This window comes from Microbacterium sp. NPDC097977 (assembly GCF_040302605.1).
GTDB lineage: Bacteria > Actinomycetota > Actinomycetes > Actinomycetales > Microbacteriaceae > Microbacterium.
Map to the genome: position 1 here is coordinate 1 of NZ_JBEOUR010000053.1, position 24,370 is coordinate 24,370.

Annotated in this window: 29 protein-coding genes; 14 read left to right on the forward strand and 15 right to left on the reverse strand. The window is 69.5% G+C overall.

Annotated elements, in window-relative coordinates; genetic code table 11:
• The 6 genes from ABTZ43_RS12270 to ABTZ43_RS12295 all read right to left on the reverse strand — a co-directional run.
• On the reverse strand, positions 1 to 324 hold a 324-nt coding region (locus ABTZ43_RS12270; RefSeq protein WP_350539015.1), incomplete at its 3' end, for an LLM class flavin-dependent oxidoreductase.
• 4 nt (positions 325 to 328) lie between these two features.
• On the reverse strand, positions 329 to 1,144 hold the full coding sequence (locus ABTZ43_RS12275) for an ABC transporter ATP-binding protein (RefSeq protein ID WP_350539016.1): 816 nt from the start codon (positions 1,142 to 1,144) through the stop codon (positions 329 to 331).
• Positions 1,141 to 2,004 carry an ATP-binding cassette domain-containing protein gene (locus ABTZ43_RS12280; RefSeq protein WP_350539017.1) on the reverse strand — a complete coding sequence of 288 codons (864 nt, stop codon included), beginning with the start codon at positions 2,002 to 2,004 and terminating at the stop codon, positions 1,141 to 1,143. The genes ABTZ43_RS12275 and ABTZ43_RS12280 overlap by 4 nt, the downstream gene beginning before the upstream one ends.
• Entirely contained in the window at positions 1,997 to 2,848 is an 852-nt protein-coding gene (locus ABTZ43_RS12285; protein WP_082539500.1) for an ABC transporter permease, read from the reverse strand. The genes ABTZ43_RS12280 and ABTZ43_RS12285 overlap by 8 nt, the downstream gene beginning before the upstream one ends.
• Positions 2,845 to 3,903 carry an ABC transporter permease gene (locus ABTZ43_RS12290; RefSeq protein ID WP_350539019.1) on the reverse strand — a complete coding sequence of 353 codons (1,059 nt, stop codon included), beginning with the start codon at positions 3,901 to 3,903 and terminating at the stop codon, positions 2,845 to 2,847. Before ABTZ43_RS12290 ends, ABTZ43_RS12285 begins: the two co-directional genes overlap by 4 nt.
• A 7-nt stretch (positions 3,904 to 3,910) precedes the next feature.
• The gene (locus ABTZ43_RS12295) at positions 3,911 to 5,431 is read right to left on the reverse strand and encodes an ABC transporter substrate-binding protein (RefSeq protein WP_350539021.1); all 1,521 of its coding nucleotides are present in this window, start codon (positions 5,429 to 5,431) and stop codon (positions 3,911 to 3,913) included.
• A 121-nt stretch (positions 5,432 to 5,552) separates the two neighbouring features.
• On the opposite strand from ABTZ43_RS12295, the gene ABTZ43_RS12300 reads away from it, so the two are divergent.
• The 7 genes from ABTZ43_RS12300 to ABTZ43_RS12330 are packed head-to-tail and all read left to right on the forward strand — an operon-like array spanning position 5,553 to position 12,319.
• Positions 5,553 to 6,245 carry an alpha/beta hydrolase gene (locus ABTZ43_RS12300; RefSeq protein ID WP_350539022.1) on the forward strand — a complete coding sequence of 231 codons (693 nt, stop codon included), beginning with the start codon at positions 5,553 to 5,555 and terminating at the stop codon, positions 6,243 to 6,245.
• The gene (locus ABTZ43_RS12305) at positions 6,242 to 7,534 is read left to right on the forward strand and encodes an O-acetylhomoserine aminocarboxypropyltransferase/cysteine synthase family protein (protein ID WP_350539023.1); all 1,293 of its coding nucleotides are present in this window, start codon (positions 6,242 to 6,244) and stop codon (positions 7,532 to 7,534) included. Before ABTZ43_RS12300 ends, ABTZ43_RS12305 begins: the two co-directional genes overlap by 4 nt.
• 13 nt (positions 7,535 to 7,547) lie before the next feature.
• Positions 7,548 to 8,603 carry an LLM class flavin-dependent oxidoreductase gene (locus ABTZ43_RS12310; protein WP_350539024.1) on the forward strand — a complete coding sequence of 352 codons (1,056 nt, stop codon included), beginning with the start codon at positions 7,548 to 7,550 and terminating at the stop codon, positions 8,601 to 8,603.
• A 38-nt stretch (positions 8,604 to 8,641) separates the two neighbouring features.
• The gene (locus tag ABTZ43_RS12315) at positions 8,642 to 9,637 is read left to right on the forward strand and encodes a Gfo/Idh/MocA family protein (RefSeq protein WP_056420706.1); all 996 of its coding nucleotides are present in this window, start codon (positions 8,642 to 8,644) and stop codon (positions 9,635 to 9,637) included.
• On the forward strand, positions 9,630 to 10,694 hold the full coding sequence (locus tag ABTZ43_RS12320; protein WP_350539025.1) for an NYN domain-containing protein: 1,065 nt from the start codon (positions 9,630 to 9,632) through the stop codon (positions 10,692 to 10,694). The genes ABTZ43_RS12315 and ABTZ43_RS12320 overlap by 8 nt, the downstream gene beginning before the upstream one ends.
• A gap of 9 nt (positions 10,695 to 10,703) precedes the next feature.
• Positions 10,704 to 11,333, forward strand: coding sequence for a DUF4166 domain-containing protein (locus ABTZ43_RS12325; protein ID WP_350539026.1), 630 nt, complete (start codon positions 10,704 to 10,706; stop codon positions 11,331 to 11,333).
• The gene (locus tag ABTZ43_RS12330; RefSeq protein ID WP_262492194.1) at positions 11,330 to 12,319 is read left to right on the forward strand and encodes an epimerase; all 990 of its coding nucleotides are present in this window, start codon (positions 11,330 to 11,332) and stop codon (positions 12,317 to 12,319) included. The genes ABTZ43_RS12325 and ABTZ43_RS12330 overlap by 4 nt, the downstream gene beginning before the upstream one ends.
• Positions 12,320 to 12,329: 10 nt before the next feature.
• Here ABTZ43_RS12330 and ABTZ43_RS12335 read toward each other — a convergent pair whose 3' ends face one another.
• From ABTZ43_RS12335 to ABTZ43_RS12345, 3 genes are read right to left on the reverse strand one after another with little or no spacing between them, the layout of a single operon-like run.
• Positions 12,330 to 12,725, reverse strand: a complete 396-nt coding sequence (locus tag ABTZ43_RS12335; protein ID WP_350539027.1) for a PLDc N-terminal domain-containing protein — start codon at positions 12,723 to 12,725, stop codon at positions 12,330 to 12,332.
• Between the two features lie 38 nt (positions 12,726 to 12,763).
• Positions 12,764 to 13,693, reverse strand: a complete 930-nt coding sequence (locus ABTZ43_RS12340) for an aldo/keto reductase (RefSeq protein ID WP_350539028.1) — start codon at positions 13,691 to 13,693, stop codon at positions 12,764 to 12,766.
• A gap of 9 nt (positions 13,694 to 13,702) precedes the next feature.
• Entirely contained in the window at positions 13,703 to 13,885 is a 183-nt protein-coding gene (locus tag ABTZ43_RS12345; protein WP_350539029.1) for an XRE family transcriptional regulator, read from the reverse strand.
• Between the two features lie 130 nt (positions 13,886 to 14,015).
• Here ABTZ43_RS12345 and ABTZ43_RS12350 point away from each other — a divergent pair, with 130 nt between their 5' ends.
• The 3 genes from ABTZ43_RS12350 to ABTZ43_RS12360 are packed head-to-tail and all read left to right on the forward strand — an operon-like array spanning position 14,016 to position 15,505.
• Positions 14,016 to 14,393 (forward strand): XRE family transcriptional regulator, encoded by a 378-nt coding sequence (locus ABTZ43_RS12350; RefSeq protein WP_350539030.1) that lies wholly within the window; start codon positions 14,016 to 14,018, stop codon positions 14,391 to 14,393.
• Between the two features lie 33 nt (positions 14,394 to 14,426).
• Positions 14,427 to 14,867: an ImmA/IrrE family metallo-endopeptidase gene (locus ABTZ43_RS12355; RefSeq protein WP_350539031.1), complete on the forward strand. Its 441-nt coding sequence runs from the start codon at positions 14,427 to 14,429 to the stop codon at positions 14,865 to 14,867.
• Between the two features lie 35 nt (positions 14,868 to 14,902).
• Entirely contained in the window at positions 14,903 to 15,505 is a 603-nt protein-coding gene (locus tag ABTZ43_RS12360) for a GNAT family N-acetyltransferase (protein WP_350539032.1), read from the forward strand.
• Positions 15,506 to 15,520: 15 nt separating this feature from the next.
• Here the strand turns inward: ABTZ43_RS12360 and ABTZ43_RS12365 are convergent, their stop codons facing one another.
• Positions 15,521 to 15,724, reverse strand: coding sequence for a hypothetical protein (locus tag ABTZ43_RS12365; RefSeq protein WP_045253213.1), 204 nt, complete (start codon positions 15,722 to 15,724; stop codon positions 15,521 to 15,523).
• Positions 15,725 to 15,830: 106 nt separating this feature from the next.
• Here ABTZ43_RS12365 and ABTZ43_RS12370 point away from each other — a divergent pair, with 106 nt between their 5' ends.
• Positions 15,831 to 16,442: a flavodoxin family protein gene (locus ABTZ43_RS12370; protein WP_350539033.1), complete on the forward strand. Its 612-nt coding sequence runs from the start codon at positions 15,831 to 15,833 to the stop codon at positions 16,440 to 16,442.
• A gap of 32 nt (positions 16,443 to 16,474) precedes the next feature.
• Here the strand turns inward: ABTZ43_RS12370 and ABTZ43_RS12375 are convergent, their stop codons facing one another.
• The gene (locus ABTZ43_RS12375) at positions 16,475 to 16,807 is read right to left on the reverse strand and encodes a DUF7882 family protein (RefSeq protein ID WP_056420681.1); all 333 of its coding nucleotides are present in this window, start codon (positions 16,805 to 16,807) and stop codon (positions 16,475 to 16,477) included.
• A gap of 47 nt (positions 16,808 to 16,854) precedes the next feature.
• Positions 16,855 to 17,925, reverse strand: a complete 1,071-nt coding sequence (locus ABTZ43_RS12380) for a hypothetical protein (protein WP_350539034.1) — start codon at positions 17,923 to 17,925, stop codon at positions 16,855 to 16,857.
• 72 nt (positions 17,926 to 17,997) lie between these two features.
• Between ABTZ43_RS12380 and pgi the strand changes: the two genes are divergently transcribed.
• Positions 17,998 to 19,677, forward strand: coding sequence for a glucose-6-phosphate isomerase (pgi, locus tag ABTZ43_RS12385; protein ID WP_350539035.1), 1,680 nt, complete (start codon positions 17,998 to 18,000; stop codon positions 19,675 to 19,677).
• A gap of 98 nt (positions 19,678 to 19,775) precedes the next feature.
• Positions 19,776 to 20,090: a hypothetical protein gene (locus tag ABTZ43_RS12390; protein WP_350539037.1), complete on the forward strand. Its 315-nt coding sequence runs from the start codon at positions 19,776 to 19,778 to the stop codon at positions 20,088 to 20,090.
• A gap of 506 nt (positions 20,091 to 20,596) precedes the next feature.
• Here the strand turns inward: ABTZ43_RS12390 and ABTZ43_RS12395 are convergent.
• A complete protein-coding gene (locus tag ABTZ43_RS12395) occupies positions 20,597 to 21,433 on the reverse strand; it encodes an alpha/beta fold hydrolase (RefSeq protein WP_350539038.1) in 837 nt (278 codons plus the stop codon).
• Positions 21,434 to 21,620: 187 nt separating this feature from the next.
• On the opposite strand from ABTZ43_RS12395, the gene ABTZ43_RS12400 reads away from it, so the two are divergent.
• Complete coding sequence (locus ABTZ43_RS12400) at positions 21,621 to 22,388, forward strand: hypothetical protein (RefSeq protein ID WP_350539039.1); 768 nt, start codon at positions 21,621 to 21,623, stop codon at positions 22,386 to 22,388.
• 266 nt (positions 22,389 to 22,654) lie between these two features.
• Here ABTZ43_RS12400 and ABTZ43_RS12405 read toward each other — a convergent pair whose 3' ends face one another.
• The gene (locus ABTZ43_RS12405) at positions 22,655 to 23,368 is read right to left on the reverse strand and encodes a YoaK family protein (protein ID WP_350539040.1); all 714 of its coding nucleotides are present in this window, start codon (positions 23,366 to 23,368) and stop codon (positions 22,655 to 22,657) included.
• The coding region (locus ABTZ43_RS12410) for a threonine/serine exporter family protein (protein ID WP_350539041.1) at positions 23,365 to 24,370 on the reverse strand (1,006 nt) is incomplete at its 5' end. The genes ABTZ43_RS12405 and ABTZ43_RS12410, both read right to left, overlap by 4 nt.

A 24,370-nucleotide genomic window follows, 5' to 3' on the forward strand; every position in this document is an offset into this window, starting at 1 on the left:
GGTGATGTGGTGGATCGCCACCCGTCCGCCGCCGGTGAGGTGGTCGAGGGTGGCGAGCTTGCGCGCGACGACGGTCGGCGCGACGAAACCCGGTCGGTGGGCGATGAGCACCTTCAGCCGTTCGGTGGCGTGCAGCGCCGCGGCCGCCACGGCGAACCCGTCGGGAGAGCTGGCGCTGTAGCCGATCAGCACCCGGTCGAAGCCGGATTCCTCGTGTGCGCGCGAGAACTCCCGCACGTACGCGGCGTCGACGACGGGGCCGTCGACCGCCTTCGACTCCGAGCCTGCAGTGGTGGCGATCATTCCGAGGATCTCGATGGGCATGGCGTCAGCTCCTGGCGGGGACGGGCGAAGGTCGGTTCGCGGTGGGTGTGTGGATGAGGGGGACGGAGTCGATCAGCAGACGGGTGTAGGGGTGCTCCGGGCGCGAGATCACGCGCCGCGTGGGGCCGTCCTCGACGATGCGCCCGCGGTCGAGCACCACCAGCCGGTCGCTCATGGCGGCGAGCGAGCCGATGTCGTGCGAGATGACGAGCATCGCCAGGTCACCGCCACGCGCGTCGCGCAGGGCGATCAGTGCCTTGACCACGCGGTCGCGGCTCGCGGCGTCCAGTGCGCTCACGGGCTCGTCGAGCAGCAGCAGGCGAGGTTCGACGACGAGGGCCCTGGCGATCGCGGCCCGCTGCCGCTGCCCGCCGGAGAGGCCGGCGGGCACCCGCATCAGGAGGTCCTCGTCCAGCCCCACGGCCTCCAGCGCCGCCGCGCGACGACGGCGCGACTCCTGCGCCGAGACCTTCGCGATGCGGAGGCCCTCGACGATCGAGTCGGCGACGCGCACCCCGGGGTCGAGCGAGCGGAGCGGATCCTGAAAGACGTACTGCACGACGCCGGCCCGGCGCCAGAGCCGCAGGCCGCGGCCACGCAGGCGCGTCACGTCGCGGTCGTCGACGAGGATCCGGGAGCCGGCGGCGCTGTCGACCGCGCGCAGCACCGCCTTGGCGAGCGTCGTCTTGCCCGAACCCGACTCGCCGACGACGCCGACGACCTCGCCGGGGTGCACCGAGAGCGAGATGCGGTCGAGCACCCGGACGGCGCCGTAGTCGACCGACAGATCGTCGAGTCGGAGGAGCGGGGTGCGCGTCATGCGAGGAACCTCTCGAGTCCGTACGCGGCGTGCGCGCTGAGCAGTTCACGGGTGTAGGGGTGGGCGGGCGCCCGGAGCACCCGCGATGTCGCGCCGGCCTCGACCACCCGGCCGTCGCGGAACACCTGCACGCGCTCGCAGACCTGCGCGACGACGGCGAGGTCGTGCGAGACCAGGATGAGCGCGAGGTCGCGCTCCCGGCGGAGCCGTCGCAGCAGCTCCAGAAGCTCGGCCTGCACCGTGACGTCGAGAGCGGTCGTCGCCTCGTCGGCGATCAGCACGGCGGGGTCGGCGGCGAGCGCCATCGCGATCAGCACGCGCTGCAGCATGCCGCCCGAGAGCTGCGCGACGCGCTGGCGCAGGACCAGGTCGACGCGGCGGATGCCGAGGTCGTCGAGCAGCTCGCGCGCCCGTGCCCTGGCCAGTCGTCGCGGCACACGGGCGGTCACGCGCAGCGTCTCCTCGAGCTGCGCCCCGACCGGGATGGCCGGGTTCAGGTACGAGGCGGGGTCCTGGAAGACCGCGCCGATCCGCGTGCCGCGCACCTGACGCCACTCCCGCTCGCCGGCCTGCGTGAGATCGAGGCCGTCGATCTGCACCGAGCCCCCGGTGACGGACAGCCCTGCGGGGAGGATGCCCAGCAGGGCGCGGCAGGTGAGGGTCTTACCGCTGCCCGATTCGCCGACGATGCCGAGAGCGTCGCCGGGGCGCACCGACACGGAGACGCCCTGCGCCAGCTCGGTGCCGTCGGGAGCGCTGACGACCAGGTCGGTGGCTGCGGCGATCGCCGGTCGCGCGAGCGATGCCTCGTCGAAGGAGGGCGGCAGCGACGGGCGCTCGAGGGAACGGAGATCAGTCATGCGCCAGACCATCCCTGGCGGCATCCGCCACGAGGTTGAGCGCGCCGACCGTGAGGATGATCGCGAGCGCCGGGGCCACGGGCCCCCACGGGCGCTGGCCGAGGTAGCCGAGGTCGCTCGACAGCATCCCGCCCCAGGTGGGTGCCGGTGGCTGCACCCCGATTCCGAGGAAGGTCAGCGAGGCGACGGCCAGCAGCGCCCCGCCGAGGGCCGAGACCGACGCGACCACGAGGGTCGGGGCCACCTGGCGCCAGACGTGACGGCTCAGGATCCACCACGAGGACGCCCCGAGATAGCCGGCCGCATCGATGTACTGCGAATCCCGCACCCGCAGGGTCGCGGCGCGCGCGATGCGGAAGAAGCCGGGCGCGACGAGGATGCCGATGGCCAGCGTCGCCTGCACGAGGCCGTTGCCCAGCAGGGCGGCGAACACGATCGCGAAGAGGATGAAGGGCAGCGCCAGCAGGGCGTCGACCGCCCGCAGCGACAGCCACTCGGCCACGCGCGGCACGAACGCGCTGAGCGCTCCAGGCACCGCGCCGAGGACCAGGCCGATCAGCGCGGCGGACACGGCGCTCAGCAGAGAGGCGGGCGCGCCGGCGAACAGTCTCGAGAGCACGTCCCTGCCGAGGTAGTCGGTGCCCAGAAGGTGCGTCAGGCTCGGCTCCTGCAGCGCCGCGGCGGGATTCTGCGCGAGCGGGTCCTGAGGAGCGAGCGCGGGGCCGGCCACCGCGAGGACGGCGACGGCGAGCAGCACGAGCAGCGCCGCCCTGGTCGCCCATCCCGTCCCCCGGAGTCCGGCGAACGATGCGACCCGTCCGGTGCGTGCGTCGAGGGCGGTCATGCGGCACTCCTCTCGGTTCCGGCCGTGCGGGAGATCACGATGTTGAGGATCGCGCCCACCACGACGATGACCGCGATCGTGACGAGGAGGACCCCCTGCACGACGGGGACGTCACCCTGCAGCGCCGCCCGGTTCGCGAGCTGGCCGAGTCCGGGCATCCCGAAGATCACCTCGGTGATCACCGCGCCACCGACCAACCGCGGCGCATGCACGCCCAGCGCCGAGAGTGCCGGGCCAGAGGCGATCGGCAGCGCGTGCCGGCACACGATCCGCCCCGGGCCGAGACCGTGCACGCGGGCGCCGACGATGAAGTTCTCACCGAGGGTGCCGACGAGCGAGGTGCGCAGCTGTCGGGCGATGTCGGCACCGGCGTCGAGGCTGAGCGCCACCGACGGCAGGACCAGGCACGTCAGCCAGGCCGCGATGCTCCTCTCCGGCGGCGTGTACCCGGCCACGGGGAACACGGGGATCGCGTAGGAGAACAGCAGGATGAGGCCGATCGCGGCCACGAACGCGGGAACCGTCGCGGCCACGGTGCTGAGCAGGGTGATCACCCGGTCGATCGCACCGCCGCGGGTCACCGCTGCGAGCACGCCGCCGAGGAATCCGAAGACGAGGGCGAACAGGGTGGCGCCCGCCGCGATCGACAGGCTCACCGGGAACGCCTGCGAGATGCTGTCCCCCACCGGGATGGTCGTGACCCACGAGTTCCCGAGGTCGCCGCCGATCGCGCCGCCGATCCAGTCGACGTAGCGCACCAGGAACGGTCGGTCGAGACCGAACTGGTGATTCAGCCGATCGACGTCGGCCTGCGTCGCGACCTCGCCGAGGGCGACGGCCGCGGGGTCCGATCCGCTCGCCGCCCCGAGCGCGAAGGTCGCGAACGTGGCGAGGACGAAGACCGTGACCGCCGTGAGCAGTGTCGCGACGACGGAGCGGAGCACCGGCCACGGTGCGCGAGGCGCGGCGGCCTCGTCGATGTCGGGCGCGCGGGGCGCCTCGGCGGTCACGGCGGTGGTGGTGGTGGTCACGGCGGTGGTGGTCACGGCGGTCATGATCGGCTCAGCCGTCGACCTTCACGTCTTCCCAGCGCTGCACGTCGAGCCAGTGCCGGATGCCGGTCACCTTCTCGGGGTGCACGAGGATGCGCGGCCAGCTGAACAGGAAGGTGTTCGGCTGCAGCCTCACGCCCACCTCGACGGCGTCCTGGACCTTCTCCGCATAGTCATCGGCGTCGGTGGGCGTCGCCCTGGCCGCGTCGATGGCCGCGGTGAGCTCCGGCGGCGTCTGACGTCCGAGGTTCATCAGTCCCTCGGCGCCGTACAGCACCTCGAGCCCCTGCAGCGGAGACTGGCGTCCCGAGTAGCTGTCGAGCACGAAGGGCAGCGTGCGCTGCACGTAGTTCTGCGCCACGGCCGCCGCGGGCAGGACGTCGAGCGTGACGTCGATGCCGGCCTTCGCCCACTGGGCCTGCAGCACCTCGGCGAGCGCGGTGTCGTCCTCGGTGAGCGAGAGGGTGATCGTGAGTCCGTCCGGATATCCCGCCTCGGTCAACAGCTCCTCCGCGGCGTCGAGGTCGTACGGGTACAGATCGTCGAGCTCGGGGCTGTGCGCGACGTAGCCATCGGGGAAGGGCTGCCAGTTCGGCGTCCCCTGACCGAAGTACGCCGCATCAACCAGCGCCTGCCGGTCCGTGGCGTGACTGATCGCCTGCAGCACCCTCTGGTCGTCGAACGGAGCGACCGTGCTGTTCACGTCGAGCGCCCGCACGGTCAGCGCCTTGATGGTCTCGACCTCGAGGTTCGCGGCCTCGGCGCCCTGGACCTGCGCCGGCGGGACGATGGCGACGTCCCACTGGCCGGACGAGACCCCGGCGACGACCGTCGCGGGGTCGGTGACGGGGACGATCGAGAAGTCGTCGATGAAGATGTGGTCGGCGTTCCAGTAGTCATCGTTCTTCTCCAGATCGGCGTGCGCGTTCGGCACGAACTCGGTGAGGGCGAACGGCCCCGAGCCCTCCGGCTGCGTCGCGAGGGCTCCGACATCGTCGAAGGCCGCGGGATTCACGATGAAGCCCGTCTTGCCGGCGAACAGGTAGGGCACCTGGTAATCCGCCTGGTCGAGATGCACGGTCACGGTCCGCTCGTCGACGACGTCGATGCCCACCACGATGCGCAGCTGCCCCGCGAGCGTCGAGTTCTCCTGATCGCGGCCCCGTTCCAGACTCTGCTTCACGGCATCGGCGGTCACGGGCGTCCCGTCCGTGAACTCGGCACCCTCCCTCAGGTGGAAGGTGATGGCGGTGCCGTCGTCGCTGTACTCCCAGCTCTCGGCGAGGCCGGGGACGACCTGCCCCTCGGTGTCCAGCTGCGTGAGCCCGTCGTAGACGAGGGCGAGGGCGTGCGTGTCCCATCCGGCCGTCGAGGTCACCGGGTCCCAGCTGGTGGGCAGCGCCCACCCCCAGGTGAGCGAGGTGGGGCCCGCGGAATCGGAGGGCGCGGCGGTGGCACCGGCGCATCCGGCCAGGGCGAGGGTGGCGAGGGAGGCGGCGGCGAACAGTGCGGCGCGAGGTCGTCGGGTCATGCAAGCGAAGCTAGGAGCGCGACGACAGGGCCCACAATCCGCACGGCAGTCGAGCGACACGGACCGCAACACGGCGACACATCGGAACGCGGCCCCGCCCTCCCCGCACAGGATGGGCGGTATGACTTCGACCTCCTCCCCCACGCTGTGGACGCCGTCCGCGCGCGTTCGCGGCAGCCTCGCCGTCGTCACCGGACGCGGCGAGCGCGCCGGCGTGTACGAGCGCTTCGGCCGCCGCCTGAGCGCGGACGGCTACACCGTCGCCGTCTTCGAAGAGGATGCGGATGCGGCGAGCGCCTGGCTCGGCGCGACGACGGACGCCCCGAGGGTGCTCGTCGGCGCGGATGCCGGAGCATCCGCCGTCCTGCGCCTCGTCGCGCAGGGCGCCTCCGTCGACGCGGCCGTCGTCGCCGGCACCCTGGTGGATGCCGAGCTCGACCTGCCGTCCGCCGAGGAGCGCACCGCGTGCCCTCTGCACCTGGGCGTCCTCGCGGCGGAGGCGACGTCGGTCGACGTCGCGGTGGCCGAACCGCTGCCCGCGCCTGCCGATCTCGCGGCCGTGGAGGTTCCGGTGCTCGCGATCCATGGCGGAGCCGACCCGGTGTCGCCGATCGCCGCCGTGTCGACCGCCCTCCGCAGCGTGCCCGACCTCGAGATCCTCGAGACCGTCGACGGTCTGCACGACGCTCTGAACGACCAGACGCACCGCAGCGTCGCGGCCGCGCTCGTGCAGTGGCTCGAGCGGCTGCGCGGCGGAGACGTCCGCACACCGATCGTCCGCGCGTACCGGACGGCCGCGGTGGCGACCGCATGACCGGGTTCTCCACGCGCCAGATCCAGGCCGGATACGTCCCCGGCACTCCGCAGAACAGCGCGGTCCCGCCGATCTACCAGACCGCGGCCTACGAGTTCGGATCGCTCGCCGAGGCCGCCGACCTGTTCGCGCTGCGCGCGGCGGGCAACCTCTACAGCCGCAACGCGAGCCCGACCCAGCAGGTGCTCGAGGAGCGCGTCGCGGCGCTCGAGGGCGGCGTGTCCGCGGTGGCGGTCGCCTCCGGGCAGGCTGCGGTCGCGGTGACGCTGCTCGCGCTCGTCGGTCGCGGCGGGCACATCGTCGCCGCCACCCAGCTCTACGGCGGCACGGTCGACCTGCTGCAGGAGACCTTCGACGACTTCGGCATCCCGGTGACCTTCGTCGATCAGGACGACACCGAGGCGTGGCGGGCGGCGATCCGCCCGGAGACGCGAGTGCTCTTCGCCGAGTCGATCGCGAATCCGATCGCGCAGGTCCTCGACATCCTTGCGGTCGCCGACATCGCCCACGCCGCGGGAGTGCCGCTGGTGATCGACAACACCGTGGGCACCCCGTATCTGGTGCGACCGGGCGAGCACGGCGCCGACTTCGTGGTGCACTCCGCGACCAAGTTCCTGAGCGGGCACGGAACATCCCTGGGCGGCGTCGTCGTGGATCTGGGCACGTTCGACGCCGGGCGGGAGCCTGCCCGCTGGCCGCACTTCACCGAGCCGTACGCCCGCGTCGGCGACTTCACGCTGTGGGAGCGGTTCGGCATCGGGCAGGCGTTCGCGGCACTCGTGAAGTCGAAGTACGTGCACGATCTGGGCCCGTCGCTCTCGCCGTTCAACGCCTGGCAGATCCTGCAGGGCATCGAGACCCTCGACCTGCGCGTGTCCCGGCAGAGCGCCACCGCGCTCGCGCTCGCGCGGCACCTGCAGCAGCATCCGGCCGTCGCCCGGGTGCACCACCCCGGCCTCGACGGCACCCCCTGGCATGTGCTCGCCGAGCGCTACCTGCCCCGCGGCGGCCCGTCGGTGTTCTCGTTCGACCTCGATGTCCCCCGCGGTGCCGACACGCACGCGAGCGTCGCCAGGGTGATCGATGCGCTGCGCGTGATCCGTCTCGTGGCGAACATCGGCGATGCGCGCAGTCTCGTGAACCACCCGGCGTCCATGACCCACTCCCACCTCACCGCGGCGCAGCGTGATGCGGCGGGCATCTCGCCCACCACCATCCGGTTGTCGGCGGGACTCGAGGACGCGGCCGACCTCATCGCCGACCTCGACCGGGCGCTCGCCCTGACCTGACGGAAGGACCACCATGGCCATCGATCTCGGATACTGGACCCCCGTGTACGGAGGGTTCCTGCGCAACGTCGCCGACGAGGGGCGCATGGCCGCCACGTGGGACTACATCCGCGACGTGTCGGTGAGGGCGGATCGTCTCGGGTTCCACACGACCCTCGTCCCCGAGCTGTACCTCAACGATCGCAAGGGCATCGATGCGCCGAGTCTCGAGGCCTGGTCGCTGTCGGCGGCGATCCTCGCGGTCACCGAGCGCCTGCGCGTGATGACCGCCGTGCGACCAGGGTTCCACCTCCCCGCGGTGCTCGCGAAGACCGTCGGCACGCTCGACCGGATCGCGCCCGGTCGGGTCTCCCTCAACGTCGTCGCGGCCTGGTGGGCCGAGGAGGCCCGCCAGTTCGGCGGGCGGTTCACGACCCACGACGAGCGCTACGTGCAGGCCGAGGAGTTCGTCGCCGTGCTGAACGGCCTGTGGGAGCAGACGCCCTTCTCCTTCGACGGCGCGCACTACACGCTGGAGGGCACCATCGTCGAGCCCAAGCCGTCGAGTCATCCGGTCGTCTTCGCGGGTGGCGAGAGCGAGGCGGGGCGCGAGTCGATCGCCGGCTTCGCCGACGCCTACGTGATGCACGGCGGCACGCTCGACGAGGTCCGCGCGAACGTGACCGACATGAACGCCCGCTCCGAGCGGCTGCACGGCCGCCCGATCGCCGAGTTCGGGATGCCGGCGTACGCGATCGTGCGCGACACCGAGGCCGAGGCGCAGCGCGAGCTCGATCGGATCACGACCGTCGACCCCGACTCGCCCGGCTACGCCTCGTTCGAGGAATTCCAGCGCAATTCCCAGCTGTCGCTCGAGCTCACCCGTCGCGAGTACTCGGTCGGCACGCGCGGCCTGCGTCCGAACCTCGTCGGCACGCCGGAGCAGGTGGCCGAGCGCATCGACGCGTACGCGGATGCCGGCATCACGCTGCTCCTGATCCAGGCGTCGCCCCTCGACGAGGAACTCGAGCGGATCGCCGCCCAGGTGCTCCCGCTCGTCTCGCCGCGAACCGCGGCCGCCCTGACCTGAACACCCCGCGCGTCGGTCGCACCCCCTACGCTGAGAGGATGACTGGTCTTCGTTGGGGAATCCTCGCGACCGGCGGCATCGCCGGCGCGTTCGCATCCGATCTGCGCACCGCGGGGCTCGATCTCGTCGCGGTCGGCTCTCGGTCGCAGGAGTCGGCCGACGCCTTCGCCGCACGCTTCGACATCGCCAGGGCGCACCCCTCGTACGAGGCTCTCGTCGCGGATCCCGACGTCGACATCATCTATGTCTCGACGCCGCATCCGATGCACCACGAGAACGCGAGGCTCGCGCTCGAGGCGGGAAAGCACGTGCTCGTCGAGAAGCCGTTCACGCTCAACCATGCCGAGGCGGAAGACCTGCAGCGGCTCGCCGCCGAGCGGGGTCTGCTCGTGATGGAGGCGATGTGGACGCGCTATCTGCCGCACATGGTCCGCATCCGCGAGATCATCGCCGCGGGCACGCTGGGCGAGATCCGAGCCGTGACCGCCGACCACACGCAGCTGCTGCCGAGCGATCCCGCACACCGTCTCAACGCGCTCGAGCTCGGCGGCGGCGCACTGCTCGACCTCGGCATCTACCCGATCTCCTTCGTGTGGGACATCCTGGGTGCCCCGACCGACATCCGTGCCGTCGGCCGTCTCATCGAGACGGGCGCCGACGCCGAGGTCGCCACCGTCATGACGCACGCGGGCGGAGCGATCTCCACCACGCTCTCGTCGTCCAGGGCCGCGGGCGCGAACGCCGCGACCGTCGTGGGCACGGCGGCGCGCATCGACATCGACCGCGTCTGGTACGTGCCGACCACGTTCCGGGTCGTCCTGCCCGACGGCACGGTCATCGAGGAGTACGAATCCGAGGTCGAGGGTCGGGGGATGCAGTACCAGGCCCACGCCGCGGAGCGCCTCGTCCGCGACGGCGTGCTCGAGGGCGACCTGCTGCCCATCGCCGAGAGTGTCGCGATCATGGGCACCCTCGACGAGATCCGCTCCCAGATCGGGGTGCGCTACCCCGGCGAGGAGGCAGACCGTGGCTGAGGCTCCCGACGCCCGCGTCGCCGTCTACCTGGACTTCGACAACATCGTCATCTCCTGGTACGACCGTGTCCACGGGCGGAACGCCTACGGCAAGGACCGCCAGAGGATCACCGAGAACCCGTCCGACCCCGATGTCACCGAGCGGCTGTCCCGCGCGATGATCGAGGTGGGCGCGATCATCGACTACGCCGCCTCGTTCGGCACCCTGGTGCTCACCCGGGCGTACGCGGACTGGTCGTCGCCGGTGAACGCCGTGTACCGGTCGCAGCTCGTCGCCCGCGCCGTCGACCTCGTGCAGCTGTTCCCCGCCGCCGCCTACGCGAAGAACGGCGCCGACATCCGTCTCGCCGTCGACGCCGTCGAAGACATGTTCCGGCTGCCGGACCTGACCCACGTGGTGATCGTCGCCGGCGACAGCGACTACGTCCCCCTCGCCCAGCGCTGCAAGCGACTGGGCCGCTACGTGATCGGCGTGGGCGTGGCCGGGTCGACCGCGAAGTCGCTCGCCGCGGCCTGCGACGAGTTCGAGGCGTACGACTCTCTGCCCGGCGTCGTGCGCCCGAGCAAGAGCGCCGCCGCACCCGCGCCGGTCGCCGAGGTCGTCGAGATCGTCGCGGAGCCGGTGACGGAGCCCGAGCCGGCGGCGAAGGCGAAATCCCGCACCCAGACCAAGACGTCCAAGGCCAAGGCACAGGCCCAGGCGCCCGCGCAGACGCAGGCTCCCGCCCAGACGCAGTCCGCACCCGCGCAGACGCAGTCCGCGGCCGCAGCCCCGGCGAAGTCCGCGGTCGTCGACACGGGCGAGTCCACCGAGCAGAGCGAGGCGACCGAGCTGCTGCAGCGCGCGCTGCGTCTCGGCCACGACAAGACGGATGCCGACGAGTGGCTGCACAGCTCCGCGGTGAAGACGCACATGCGCCGGATGGACCCGTCCTTCAGCGAGAAGGCCCTGGGGTACCGCTCCTTCTCGGACTTCGTGAAGTCGCGCGAGGACATCGCCGAGCTCGAGGAGACCGGCCACGAGCGTCTGGTCAGACTCCGCGACTCCTCGTCGTGAGGTGAGACGATGACGGCTGCGGACACGACCACCCTCTCGCCGTACGAGCGCGCACTGGGCGCGCGCATCTCGGAACTGCATCCGAAGACGGCGTGGTACTTCCGCACCATCCCCGACGGTCAGGTCGGGGTCGGCACGGGTGTGTTCACCAGCGCGGGCTCCCGCCACCGCTGGCTGTGGCCCGTCTTCCGCATCGCCGAGGCCCTCGGTGTCGCGTTCGCGGGCTGGGAGCGCGACGTCCCCTTCCGCATCGAGAACCGCACGGTCGACGGCACGGCTGTCGCCGTCCGGCACTTCGAGCTCCCAGGGCGCACCTGGGCCATGCCCGACGTCGTCGTCCTCGGCGCGAACCGCATCCTGCGCAACGAGATCGGTCCGCATCGGACCGTCGTCACGACGTTCGACATCGATGTGCGCGACGAGGCGGTCGTGCTCACTATCCGGCGCGTCGGACTGCGCCTCGGTCGTCTGCGCCTCGCGGCACCCCGGTTCCTCCGCCCGCGGATCCGGCTGGTGGAGCGCTGGGATGCCGAGCGCGAGCGCCACCACGTGAACATGACGATCGACGCCCCGCTGCTCGGTCGCGTCTACGAGTACACCGGCTTCTTCACCTACACGATCGAGAGCGAGACTCCGTGACCGATGCCGCTCCCCTGCCCGCCGGGCCCGTCGTGGTCGGCGGCTCCACGGGCTTCATGGGGAGCTATCTGATCCCCCGTCTGCGCGCCGCCGGGCGCGAGGTGATCACGATCTCGCGATCGGGCGCCGACATCGCGTGGGGCGACCAGCACGCGATCGACCGTGCCGTCGACGGCTCCTCCCTCGTGATCGGTCTCGCGGGCAAGAGCGTGAACTGCCGCTACACGCCCGCCAACCGCGCCGCGATCTTCCGCTCGCGCCTCGACACCACGTCGTCGCTCGGCTCCGCCATCGCGAGGGCGTCGAATCCGCCGCCGCTGTGGGTGAACTCCTCGACCGCGACGATCTACCGCCATGCGGAGGATCGTCCGATGACGGAGTCGTCGGGCGACCTCGGCGCCGGGTTCTCTGTCGAGGTCGCCAAGGCCTGGGAGCGCGCGCTGTTCGCCGAGGACCTCCCGCAGACCCGGAGGGTCGCACTGCGCAGCGCGATCGTGCTCGGCCACGGAGGGGTGCTCGGTCCGCTCCGGACCCTCGCCCGCCTCGGCCTGGGCGGAGCACATCACGACGGCCCCTGGCCGATCGGCCCCGCGCGGCGGGCGGCCGGCACCGGGCACCGCCCCGGCGCGCGTCGTGGCGAGCAGCGGTTCAGCTGGGTGCACGTCGAGGACGTCGCACGCATCATCGACTTCCTCGAGGTCACGCCCTCCCTCGAGGGGCCGGTCAACGCGGCCTCTCCGAACCCGTCGGACGACGCCGAGTTCATGGCGACCGTTCGTCGCGTGCTCGGCGTCCGGTTCGGTCCTCCCCTGCGGCGCTGGATGCTGGAACTCGGCGCGATCGGCATCCGCACCGAGACCGAGCTGATCCTGAAGAGCCGGTGGGTGATCCCCGAGACGCTCACGCTCGCGGGTTTCGAGTTCGCGTACCCGTCGCTGGACGACGCCGTCCGGGAATCGTTCGACCTCGCGCAGCCCGCCGCCTGACCGTTCCGACCTAGCTCTGCGCGGCGCCAGACCCTGCAGCGGGGTCGCCGTCCTCTCGACGGCGCCTCTCGATCTCCTGCCGCAGGCGCCATTCCTCGATCTCACGATCCAGGTCCGCGATCTGCTGCTCCGTGCTCCGCGTGTCCACCGGCATCGCGGGAGCCGGATCCGGCCGCCTGCTCGCCGGCCGGGCCGCCGGACGCACCCGGGGGATGCGCAGACCTGCCTCCGAGTACTCCCGCCCGATCGCGAACCACAGCAGGCTCCCGATCAGCGGCAGCAGGATCACGATGATGATCCACGCCATCTTCGGCAGATACCTGACCTGCGAGTCGTCGCGCTTGATGATGTCGACGAGCGCGCCGACCATCAGGGCGATGACGAGGATCGTGAACAGGAACGGCATGAGTTCAGGGTAGACGACGCGCGCGTGCGGCGCTCGGGCTAGGGCAGCAGGTGCCCGGCCGCACGGAACAGCTCATACCATTCGGCGCGAGTGAGCTCGATGTCGGCGCCGGCCGCGGCATCTCGCACACGGTCGGGCGTCGTGGTGCCGAGGACCACCTGCATCTTCGCGGGGTGCCGCGTGATCCAGGCCGTCGCGATCGCGATCGGCTCGACACGGCACGACGCGGCGAGACGATCGATCACGGCGTTCAGCTCCGCGTAGTTCGGGTCGCCGAGGAACACGCCCGTGAAGAACCCGCCCTGGAACGGCGACCATGCCTGGATCGTGATGCCGTTGATGCGGCAGTACTCGACGATCCCTCCGCCGTCGCGGACGATGCTCTGATCCTCTCCCGACATGTTCGCAGCGATCGGCTGGGCGATGATCGGCGCGTGCGTGATCGAGAGCTGCAGCTGATTCGCGACCAGCGGCTGGGTCACCGCCGTGCGCAGCAGGTCGATCTGACGCGGGGTGTGATTCGAGACGCCGAACGCCCTGACCTTGCCCGCGGCCTCGAGCTCGTCGAACGCCCTGGCGACCTCATCGGGCTCGACCAACGCGTCAGGACGGTGCAGGAGCAGCACATCGAGACGATCGGTGCGCAGCGCCGCGAGCGATCCCTCCACCTGCCGGATGATGTGCTCGTACGAGAAGTCGAACGATCCCTCGGCCGGATTGATGCCGCACTTGGTCTGCAGCACGATCTCGTCGCGCTCGCTCGCGGAGAGGCCGAGCGCGTCGGCGAAGCGCCCCTCGCAGACGTGCATCGCGCCGCCGTAGATGTCGGCGTGGTCGAAGAAGTCGATGCCGGCTGTGCGGGCACTGTCGTACAGTTCGCGGATGTGCGCGTCGTCCTTGTCGTCGATCCGCATCATTCCGGCGACGACGGCGGGGGCGGTGGCGGATCCGAAGGGGATGGTCTTCATACGCCCACGCTAGCGCTCCGGTGGCACGAGTTCACTCACCGGGATGCCCAGCGCATGCGCGATGTCGGCGAGGTCGACGACCGTGAAGTCGGCCCGCATCGCGAGCTTGCTCCGAAGAGCCTTCGCGCTGATCCCTGCCTGCTCTGCGAGCCACGGCAGTGTCCTGCCGGACGCGGCCAGTTCATCGCTCACCCTGGATGCGATCATTCGTCTCACATCTGTCGTCACCCGTAGACACTATCGCCGCACATGACGCCGGGCAAGCGATGCTCGCACCGGTATGACAGCATACTGGCTTCGTCGCAGTGCTATCGTGACTCACGTGAAGACACCGGGCGAGCAGTTCAACGCAGCAGTCGGCCGACAGCTCCGGGGCGAGATCGCCGCTGCCGGCAGCAGCATCGCCGCGATGTCGCGGGAGATCGGCATCGCCCGCAGCGCGCTCGACAACTACGTCACCGGCAAGCGCGCGATCCCGGTTCCGATCGTCTACGCGGTCTGCGCGGCCGTCGACCTCGAGCCCCATCTGATCCTCCGTCGCGCCGAGGAGCGGCTGCGTGCCGAGGCCGCACGCAGCGGTGCCACCATCACCCCTCTGCGCCCGCGCACCGATGTCCGCGGTCGACGAGAAGATGACTCCGAAGTCGCGTTCGACTCCCCCGTGACCCACGACGACGACACCGACGACCTGTACGACTGACCCGCGACCGGCGACCTGCGACGAGGAGGACCCATGGAGCACCTCCTCCGCCTGCTCGAGGACAACGGACTGCACTTCGTCGAGGGCCCGGGCCGCTCCTACGGCGGCTACGAGCCGACGACCGCGACGATCCGCGTGGCACCGGGGCTCACCGCGCGAGCGACGTGCAGTGTGCTCGCGCATGAGCTGGCACACGCCGTGCTCGGGCATACGCCGACGGCGGACCCCGAGCTGCGCGCGCGTCAGGAGCGTCGCGCCGACGAATGGGCGGCTCGGCTGCTCATCACCGCTCCCGCGTATGCCGAGGCCGAGCGACTGCGCGGCACGCACCTGGCGAGCATGGCCTTCGAACTGGGAGTGACCGTCGAGATCGTGGCCGCGTACCGGCGTCTTCTCCTGCGCATCGGCGACACCACCTACGTCGGCGCGAGGATGGGCGACGGGCAGTGGGACGAACGGGCTCTGAGCGCGTGACCGCGCATCACCCGCGGCGCTGATTGAATGGCCCCATGACTTTTCGCACCTCCCCCGCCCCGGTCACCCTCACCGGACGCCTCGTCGAGCTGCGTCCACTCGAGCCGTCGCACCATGACGGCCTGCTCGAGGCGCTGCTCGAGGGCGACCTGTGGAAGAACGCCTGGTACACCTCGGTGCCGTCGCCCGAGGGCCTCGCCGCCGAGATCGAGCGCCGCATCGGCCTGATCGAGAGCGGCGGGATGATCCCGTTCACGGCGTTCGACGCCGGCGGACGCGTGCTGGGGCTCACCTCGTACTACGACCTCGACGATGACGCACCCCGGCTGCACATCGGCTACACGTGGAACCGGCCGTCCGCGCACGGAACCGGCACGAATGCGGAATCCAAGCTGCTGCTGCTGCGGCACGCGTTCGAGGAGCTCGGCGTGTTCCGTGTCGGGCTGACGACCCAGTGGGTGAACTTCCAGTCACGCGCCGCGATCGAGCGTCTGGGCGCGAAGCAGGACGGCGTCATGCGGGCGATGAGCCGCTACCGCAACGGCGCGCTGCGCGACAGCGTGGAATTCTCGATCATCGAGCCGGAGTGGCCGGCGGTGAAGGCGAATCTCGAAGCGAGGCTCGCGAAGCGCGGCTGACTGCGCCGCGACCCACTACTCGGTGGCGTTGCCCGACCAGTTGTCCTTGCGGCGGGTGGCGGACCCTCCCGCGCGCATCATGAACGCCAGCGACAGGCTGGTGATGAGCAGGCCGCCGATGAACACGATCGCCTGGAAGTCCTCGAGCGACTGAGCGAGCCCCATGAGCCAGATGCCTCCGAGGAAGAGGATCATGAAGAAGATGAAGCTGAGGATCACGGGATCTCCTGTCGTAGCGGCCGTGTTCCACGATACCGTCTAGCGCACACGCCCCGGGCACGGAACCCCCTGTGCCCGGCGCGACGATGGTGGTTTCGTGCGGGGTATGAGCACTCCACTGACAGCACTGGCCATCTCCTGCACTCTCAAGCCCTCTCCCGCCGAGTCGAGCAGCGACCTGCTCGGCGAGCAGATCCTCGCGGCCCTCGGCGAGCACGGCGTCTCGGGCGAGCTCGTCCGCGCCGTCGACCACACGATCAGCCCCGGAGTGGAGGCGGACATGGGTGCGGGCGACGGCTGGCCGCAGCTGCGCGAGAAGGTCCACGCCGCCGACATCCTCGTCCTCCTCACCCCCACCTGGATGGGACAGCATTCCAGCGTCGCCCAGCGCGTGCTCGAGCGCCTGGATGCGGAGCTGAGCGAGACCGACGACGCGGGACGCCCGATCCTCTTCGACAAGGTCGCGATCGCCGGCATCGTCGGCAACGAGGACGGCGCGCATCACATCGCCGCCATCCTGTTCCAGTCCCTGAACGACATCGGATACTCCGTGCCGGCGCAGGGGTCGGTGTACTGGAACGGCGAGGCCATGCACACCGTCGACTACAAGGACCTCGAGGAGACCCCCGAGAAGGTCGCCCAGACGACGGCGACCGCAGCCCGCAACGCCGCGCATCTCGCGCGACTGCTGGCGGGCGACGGCTACCCCGCCGAGTAGCTCACGTCGAGGAGTAGCTCACACCGCCGAGCTCATTCCTCGACGAGGCTGCCCTCGTTCTTGCCGAACTCGACGAAGTCGTCGATGACGAGCTCGCCGGTCGCGTTGAGAGAGCGCATCATGTCTTCGATGCGCTGCTTCTCGACGTGCTGGGGCTCGGCGCTGGTATAGAGGAACTGCAGCGGGATCGCGGGGTGGACCCACACGGTCACGCGTCCTGGGTCACCGCCCTCGCGCGGGCGCCAGCTCATCATGAAGCTCTCTTGACGACGCAGCTTCGTCCCCACGATGACCTTCAGATGCGCGAGCGTCCCATCGTCGATGAGGATCGGCTCTGAGATGCCGTCGTACCGCAGTCTTCCCATGTGAAAACCGTACCTCCACGCGCGCCTCGGCGCGGACATGTCATCGCTCAGACACCCCGCCGGAAGGTAACGACCTCGTCACGACGCATGCGCTGCACGGTCATGCCCGCGAGCTCGAGCCTGCGGAAGACGCGTCGCGGCACCGCGGGGAGCTCAGAGGTGCGCCCGGCGGGGGCTTTCGCGAGGCCGGCGATCAGCGAGAGATCCACGGCGGCTCCCTCCGCCCCGGTCCCCTCGGTTCCGGGCCCCTTCGCTCCGGTCCCCCGCACTTCGACCCTCGCGTAGTCGCTGCGCGTCCGCCAGACGAGCGTCTCGAGCTCATCGAACGGGATGCGGTGCGTCGCGGTGCCCACTCGGATCCGCAGCTCGTCGTCACCGAACGCGACGGAGCACGGGAGCGTGCGGCGCCGAATGACCGCCAGCAGGACGAGGTACACCGGAAGCGCCAGGCCCGCCCCGACCACGAGGATCGCGATCCTCGGGCCGAGGAGCATGCCGGCGCCGTCGAGGGCGATCAGCAGAGCGGTCCCCGCGAGCCCCACGACCACGACGATGAGGACGATGGTGATCGTCAGCGCTCGCATCCGCAGCGGCACGGCCGGGAACTCGACGCGAGATCCGTCGGCGTCGTCCTCCCGCTGCCAGGCCGGCGGGGTGGGGGCCGGCCGCTTCGCCGTGTCACGACGCCGGAACAGGTCGGTCACGCGCGAGAGCAGTCCGAGCCAGATCCATCCCGTCGCGGGGCCCGCGGCGATCTGCAGCACGAGGGCGATCGCGCGCGCGGGCTCCGGCAGATCGGCGAGGAGCTCGGCCCCGTCGAACTCGATCACGACGAGCATCGTCGCGGTCAGCACTGCGGCGACGACGACGTGCAGGATGACGCCGATGCGCGCGGGGCGCATCTCCATCGTGGCGTTCACGAACGAGAACGCGATGCCGAAGCCCCCCAGCAGCATCAGCAGGAAGGGGAAGAAGTCGAGGTCGCCGCCGGCGAGGGTCCAGGCGATCGCGACGACGAGCAGGACGACGCCGATCACGAAGGGGTCGCGCACGAACCGGCGGGTGACAGTGGCTCTGATCCGCCGGTCGGCTGCGGTCTCGGGGGCCGTATCGGTCATCGCAGTCATCCTAGAACGAGGGCGGTCGTCACGACGGGCGCGCAACCGTCCGCACGGCAGTACCGTGGATCCATGACCGCTCCCGTTGATCCGACACACACTCCCGCCTGGTCCGAGCTCGCCGCGCTGCGCGAGTCGGTCAGCCCCGACCTGCGCGGCTGGTTCGCCGCCGATGCGGCCCGCGCCGAGCGCCTCTCGTTCCCGCTCGCCGATCTCCACGTCGACCTGTCGAAGAACCTCGTGGATGACGACGTCCTCGCAGCCCTGCTCCGTCTGGCCGAGCAGACGGGCGTCGCCGAACGGTTCGCCGCGATGCTCGCGGGTGCGCACCTCAACACCTCCGAGGACCGCGCGGTGCTGCACACCGCGCTCCGGCGACCGGCCGGAGCCTCCCCGGAGCTCACCGTCGACGGCCAGGATGTGGATGCCGACGTGCAGTCCGTGCTCGAGGCGCTGAGCGCGTTCGCGACGCGCGTCCGCGACGGCGAGTGGCTCGGGATCACCGGCAAGCGGGTCACCCACGTCGTGAACATCGGCATCGGCGGTTCGGACCTCGGACCCGTCATGGTCTACGAGGCGTTGAAGCCCTACGCGGATGCCGGGATCGAGGCCAGGTTCGTGTCGAACATCGACCCCACGGACCTCGCCCAGAAGACCGCCGATCTCGACCCCGAGACGACGCTCTTCATCGTCGCGTCGAAGACGTTCACCACCCTGGAGACGCTGACCAACGCCCGGCTCGCGCGCGACTGGCTGTGGGCGGGGCTCACGGCATCCGCGGCCATCGCCGATGACGACGAGGCCCGCACCGACGCCGTCGCGCATCACTTCGTCGCCGTGTCGACCGCCCTCGACAAGGTGGCCGAGTTCGGCATCGACCCCACCAACGCCTTCGGGTTCTGGGACTGGGTCGGCGGCCGCTACTCCGTCGACTCGGCGATCGGCCTGTCGCTCGCCGTCGCTCTGGGGCCCGATGTCTTCCGCGACCTGCTCGCCGGCTTCCATGCGGTTGACGAGCATGTGCGCACCACGCCGCTCGAGCGCAACGTCCCGATCCTGATGGGCCTGCTGAACGTCTGGTACGTGAACTTCCACGGAGCGCAGTCGCACGCGGTGCTGCCCTATGCGCAGCAGCTGAACCGCTTCCCCGCGTACCTGCAGCAGCTCACGATGGAGTCCAACGGAAAGTCCGTGCGCTGGGACGGCACCCCGGTGACGACCGACACGGGCGAGGTCTTCTGGGGCGAGCCCGGCACCAACGGCCAGCACGCGTTCTACCAGCTGATCCACCAGGGCACCCGGCTCATCCCCGCCGACTTCATCGCGTTCGTGAACCCGGCGTATCCGTCGAGCGACGGCGACCAGGACGTGCACGAGCTGTTCCTCGCGAACTTCCTCGCTCAGACCAAGGCGCTCGCGTTCGGCAAGACGGCGGAGGAGGTCGAGGCGGAGGGCACCACCGGTGCGCTGGTCGCCGCGCGCACCTTCGCCGGCAACCGCCCGACGACGTCGATCTTCGCGCCGGCGCTGACGCCCCGGGTGCTCGGCCAGCTGATCGCCCTCTACGAGCACATCACGTTCACGCAGGGCACGATCTGGGGCATCAACTCGTTCGACCAGTGGGGTGTCGAACTCGGCAAGCAGCTCGCCATGCAGATCGCGCCCGCGATCGGCGGCGACGCCGCGGCGATCGACGCCCAGGACGCGTCGACCAGGGCGCTGCTGGAGTACTACCGCGCGAACCGGACGTAGGGGGCGCAGCAACGGCGAAGGGGCGGATGCCGCAGCATCCGCCCCTTCGTCGTACTCTCGGGCGCCTCGGTTCGACGGGACCGGAGAAGGGAGCCGGCATGGGCACGAGCAAGCGCTTGGCAGACCACTACAACATGCGCTCACAGCATCAGGCGATCCTCACCGCAGCGCGCGCCGGGCCTCTTCAATCCCTGACGGATCGCGAGCTCGCGCTCCGGGAGCAGCCGATCACGATCTATCCGCAGCCGTATAGTGCGGTCCGCGCCTGGGTGCGCTTCGGGCCCGAAGCGGTACGGTTCGATGCGAAGCTCGCGCGCTCGACGCCGTTGGCTGCCGGCATCGAGTTCCGCGCAGGCGACCAGACGTTCAGGTGCCGGGTGTGGGGTAACGCTGTGACCGCCGGGGAGAGCTAGTGGGACTAACCGCGGGCTTGAGGCTCTAGGCGCCGGAACAAAACCTCGGCTACGGCGCGCACGAATGCGCGGCAACCACGCAGTTGGGGTCGCTACCCCGCATTCGCGTAGCTGACGTTCCGTTACCGACGCTTGCGTGTGGCGCGTACGACGAGGTACACGAAGCCGGCTGCGACGGCGACCGCCACGACGATGACTGCGAGGACGAGTAGTGCGTGCGTCATGAAACTCTCGATTCTTGCGTTACCAGGTGCCGCCGCGTGTCTGCGAAATCCCGCCAGGGCTGGAGTTCAAACGCAGCCATGTTCCCACAGTCACAACTCCGCCACTGTTGGAGTTCCACTTCAAGGAGATGCTGCTGTTCGTGCCCGTGGCGTGTCGCCACACTTGGTTAGCTTCTCGCGCGCGGACGGAATGAAGGTCAGCTCGGCCCTGGCGCGGAGCACACAAAAGAAGGCAGCACGCTCGAGATCGTCGAGCGTGCTGCCTTCGGTCGCGGAGGCGAGTTACTGCTGGATGAACGCCAGGATGTCGGGGTTGATGACGTCGGCGTGCGTGGTGAGCATGCCGTGCGGGTAGCCCTCGTAGATCTTGAGCGTCGCATCGTTCAGGATCTCTGCCTGCTTGACCGACGCGTCCTTGTAAGGAACGACCTGGTCGTCGTCGCCCTGGAGGACGAGGACCGGGACAGTGATGGCCTTGAGGTCCTCGGTCTGATCCGTCTCAGAGAAGGCCTTGATGCCCTCGTAGTGGGCGAGAGCGCTGCCGGTCATGCCCTGACGCCACCAGTTGGCGACCACGGGCTCGGAGAGGTCCACGCCCTCACGGTTGAACCCGTAGAACGGTCCGGACGCGACGGCCTGGAAGAACTCAGCGCGATTGGCGGCGAGGGCGTCGCGGAAGCCGTCGAACACCGAGATCGGCGTGCCCTCGGGGTTTGCATCCGTCTGCACCATGAGGGGCGGCACGGACGACACGAGCACAGCCTTCGCGACGCGTCCCTGCGGCTCCCCGTACTTCGCGACGTAGCGGGCGACCTGCCCGCCGCCGGTGGAGTGTCCGATGTGGATGGCGTTCCGGAGATCGAGGTGCTCGACGACGGCGTTCACGTCGCTGGCGTAGTGGTCCATATCGTGGCCGACGCTGGTCTGCGAGGAACAGCCATGTCCACGACGGTCGCTGGCGATGACGCGGAAGCCCTTCCCGAGGAAGTAGAGCATCTGCGCGTCCCAGTCGTCCGACGACAGCGGCCAGCCGTGGTGGAACATGATGGGCTGGGCGTCGCGGGGACCCCAGTCCTTGAAGTAGATTTCGGTGCCGTCATCGGTAGTCACAAAAGGCATGGAAGCTCCAGAGTCGCTCGGCCGGCGTTGCCGGGGTTTCGTTGTAGTCCGCACGGGTTGGCGGAGCGATCTCAACGTAACGACGGCCCGGCGGGCGGGGTTCATACCGTTGTCCAGAGCGTTTGCTCACTTGTGACTCAGTCCCTCGGAAGGTAGGGGACATTCCGACAGGGCATAGCGTTCTCTCATGCCAGACCTTCCTCCACGTCAGATCACGGCACCCTGGGTTCTTCGTTTCGTGCAGGATCGTCATCACCGAGACGGCATTCACCTCGATGCGGACAGTGCGTGGGAGTTTCGGGTGCTCGGCGGGTTGGTCGAGCGGGTCCGCCGCGCCGCGAAGTCCTATCTACTTCTCGAGAAGAACGGATATGCGGCCGAGGGGCGAGTCCTCGTTCGAAGCGCTCTCGAGCACGCCGTGACCGCGCAATGGGCGTACCTGGTCGTTGGGGGCATCTCGCGCCTCGAGGTGTCTCTGCTTGCGAAACGTCACGAGTATGCGGGCAGCAATCAACCGGGCGACGAAGACTGGAACGATCTCCTCAAGGACCTAGAGGATCGCATCCCACGTCACGGCGCCGACTCTGCGCGGCGCGCTGCGGCACTTCCGAAGTTCACGGGAAAAGACGGGATCCTCGCCGACCTGGACAGAACGGGGTACTTCAAGAAGGCATTCGTCGTGTTGTCTCGGGTGAATCATGTCAGCGACGAAGCAGTCACGGACTACTTCGTCGAAGTTGATGACCAGACCTTTGTGGCTGACTCGCCGGAATCGAGGTTCGAAGACGATGTCTTCCACACACTCGCGACAGCGTGCTGCCTCGCGAGTTGGCTGATGGCGCGTCTGGAAGGGAACGAGAGGGAAGTCCGAGCAGCGCGTAGCCAACATCTTCTGTGGCGATTGGACACCCACCTTCCTTCAGAACGGCGACGCTTCGCGGCTGAGACCGAATGAGGGAACCTGTAGCTCGAAAGATGAAGATGCGTTCTTCCGACGTCGAGTTCAGGCGTCTCCCTGCTTCGAGGTCGGCGAGCGGAATTTCGCGACAAGACCGACCCAGCTCGAAACTACGAGAACCCTCAACACGAGCACCGGCAGCATGAACACCATGTACGCAATCAGGATCAGTAGGGCGAACGCGTCGTTTCTCACTGGAGCTACGACCTGCGTTTCCGCCGAATCGTACTGTGGCCGTGACCCGGCTCTCGGGTGCAACAGGCTCATCGCTCAGTGCCTTTCTGCTGCGAAGGGATAGCAACGCCGGGTGCGCTGGGTCCGAGCGTCGTCAGGAACAGTGCCAAGGCGAGAAGGGCGGGCAGGACGGCCGCATGGTCGCCGAAAAGTGTCGCTCCTGCTGCCCCAACCAGGCACCCGCCGATGAAGCCCGCGAGCAACGGCCATGTCTGCGTCCATCGGTGCTGGGCTTGCTGATCCTTCCCCCGCGACCGGGCGATGTCCGTGACGGCGATGGTCGCCGCAACAAGGTTGCCGGTCATCACCGCGGTGGAGAGTGCGCGATCCGGGACGAGATGAAGGTAGGCGTTCTGGGCTGCCATTGCGCACACCGCGAGCATTCCGATGAGGACGGCGATTCCAGATGTCGGGTGTGCCGATGCCTGGGTCGTGAAGGACAGCACGGCTGCGGCGATGAGGAACGCTGCCTGAACTCCGAGGAGCAACCGGTTCGTGGCGGGAGTGCGGGCGCCGATACGGCGGGCGACGAGGGTCGCGGCCACCGTCGCGACGATGAATACCGGCACGGCTAGCATCGAGGCGAGGTCGGGGAGTGTCCCACGCACGACGTCCGCGGCTATCACCACGAGGTTGCCGGTGACGTGTGCGGAGAAGAATCCGCCGAGCAGCAGCCAGCTTGTGACGTCGGTGACCCCGGCGATGACCGCGAGGGCAGCAGGTATCGAGATCTGCCGGTTCATGTGGTCCGCCTCTGCCGGATGAGTTCGTAGAACCGCATGGGGATGACAAGCCCTGCCGCCATCGCCGTGATGATGAAAACCGCCGTCGCACCATCGGTGAGCGCCCCGAACGATGGTGACGCGCTGCCGGCGAACGTCAGCACCCCCAGTGCATCGATGGTCCGGAAGATGTAGACCCCTGGGACGAGCGAGACGACGGCCGCGAACCCGATGCCTGCGAACGGAATGTGCTTGGCGTGGGCGACGGGGGCCAGCGCGAATCCGACGAACAAGCACGCGATAAGCGCGCCCACCGCGATGTTCCAGCCCCACACGTCCATGACGAACCACCGAAGTCCGTGTGCGACCGCGCCGATGACGACTGGCCACCATATGAGCCTCAGCGGCATCGCGAAGTACACCGGATATGACGCGGCGGCGATGGCTGCAGCGAGGACGTCCAGGCCCAGTGCGACCTCGCGTCCTGGTGGGGTGGGTGGGAGTCCCGTGCCGAAGGCGGCCAAGCCGATGGCCAGCCCCGTCCCGATGGACAGCAGTAGCAGGCCGGCGTATCCGAGACGCGCGAAGCCGAGCGGGATCCGCAGGTTCAGCAGGTCGAGCGTGGCGTTGAGGATGTGCGGTCCGGGGACCAGGATCATCGCGGGGCAGACAGCGATGAGGCGCAGCGCGGAGCTGAGATCTGCGTGCACGGCAAGCCCACCGATGAGCCCGGCGATGAGAGCGGCGGTGAAGACCTGCCCGATGGGTCCGACGTGTAGGCGTGCGAGTGCGCGTCGGGCGATACCACCGAGCACTGCGCTGCCCGCCGCGAGCCCTACGGCCGTTGCATCCTGGGCACCGAAGATGACTGCCAACGAAGCGGAACCGGTCGCGCAGGCAAGGAGGAAGAGCCAGATGTTGGCTGGCCGCATCTTCTTCGCCTCGGCAAGTGCCGTCGCAAGATCGGACTCGCTCGCCGATCCGGCACCCACCTTGTCGATTGCTCGCATGAGCGTGGCGACG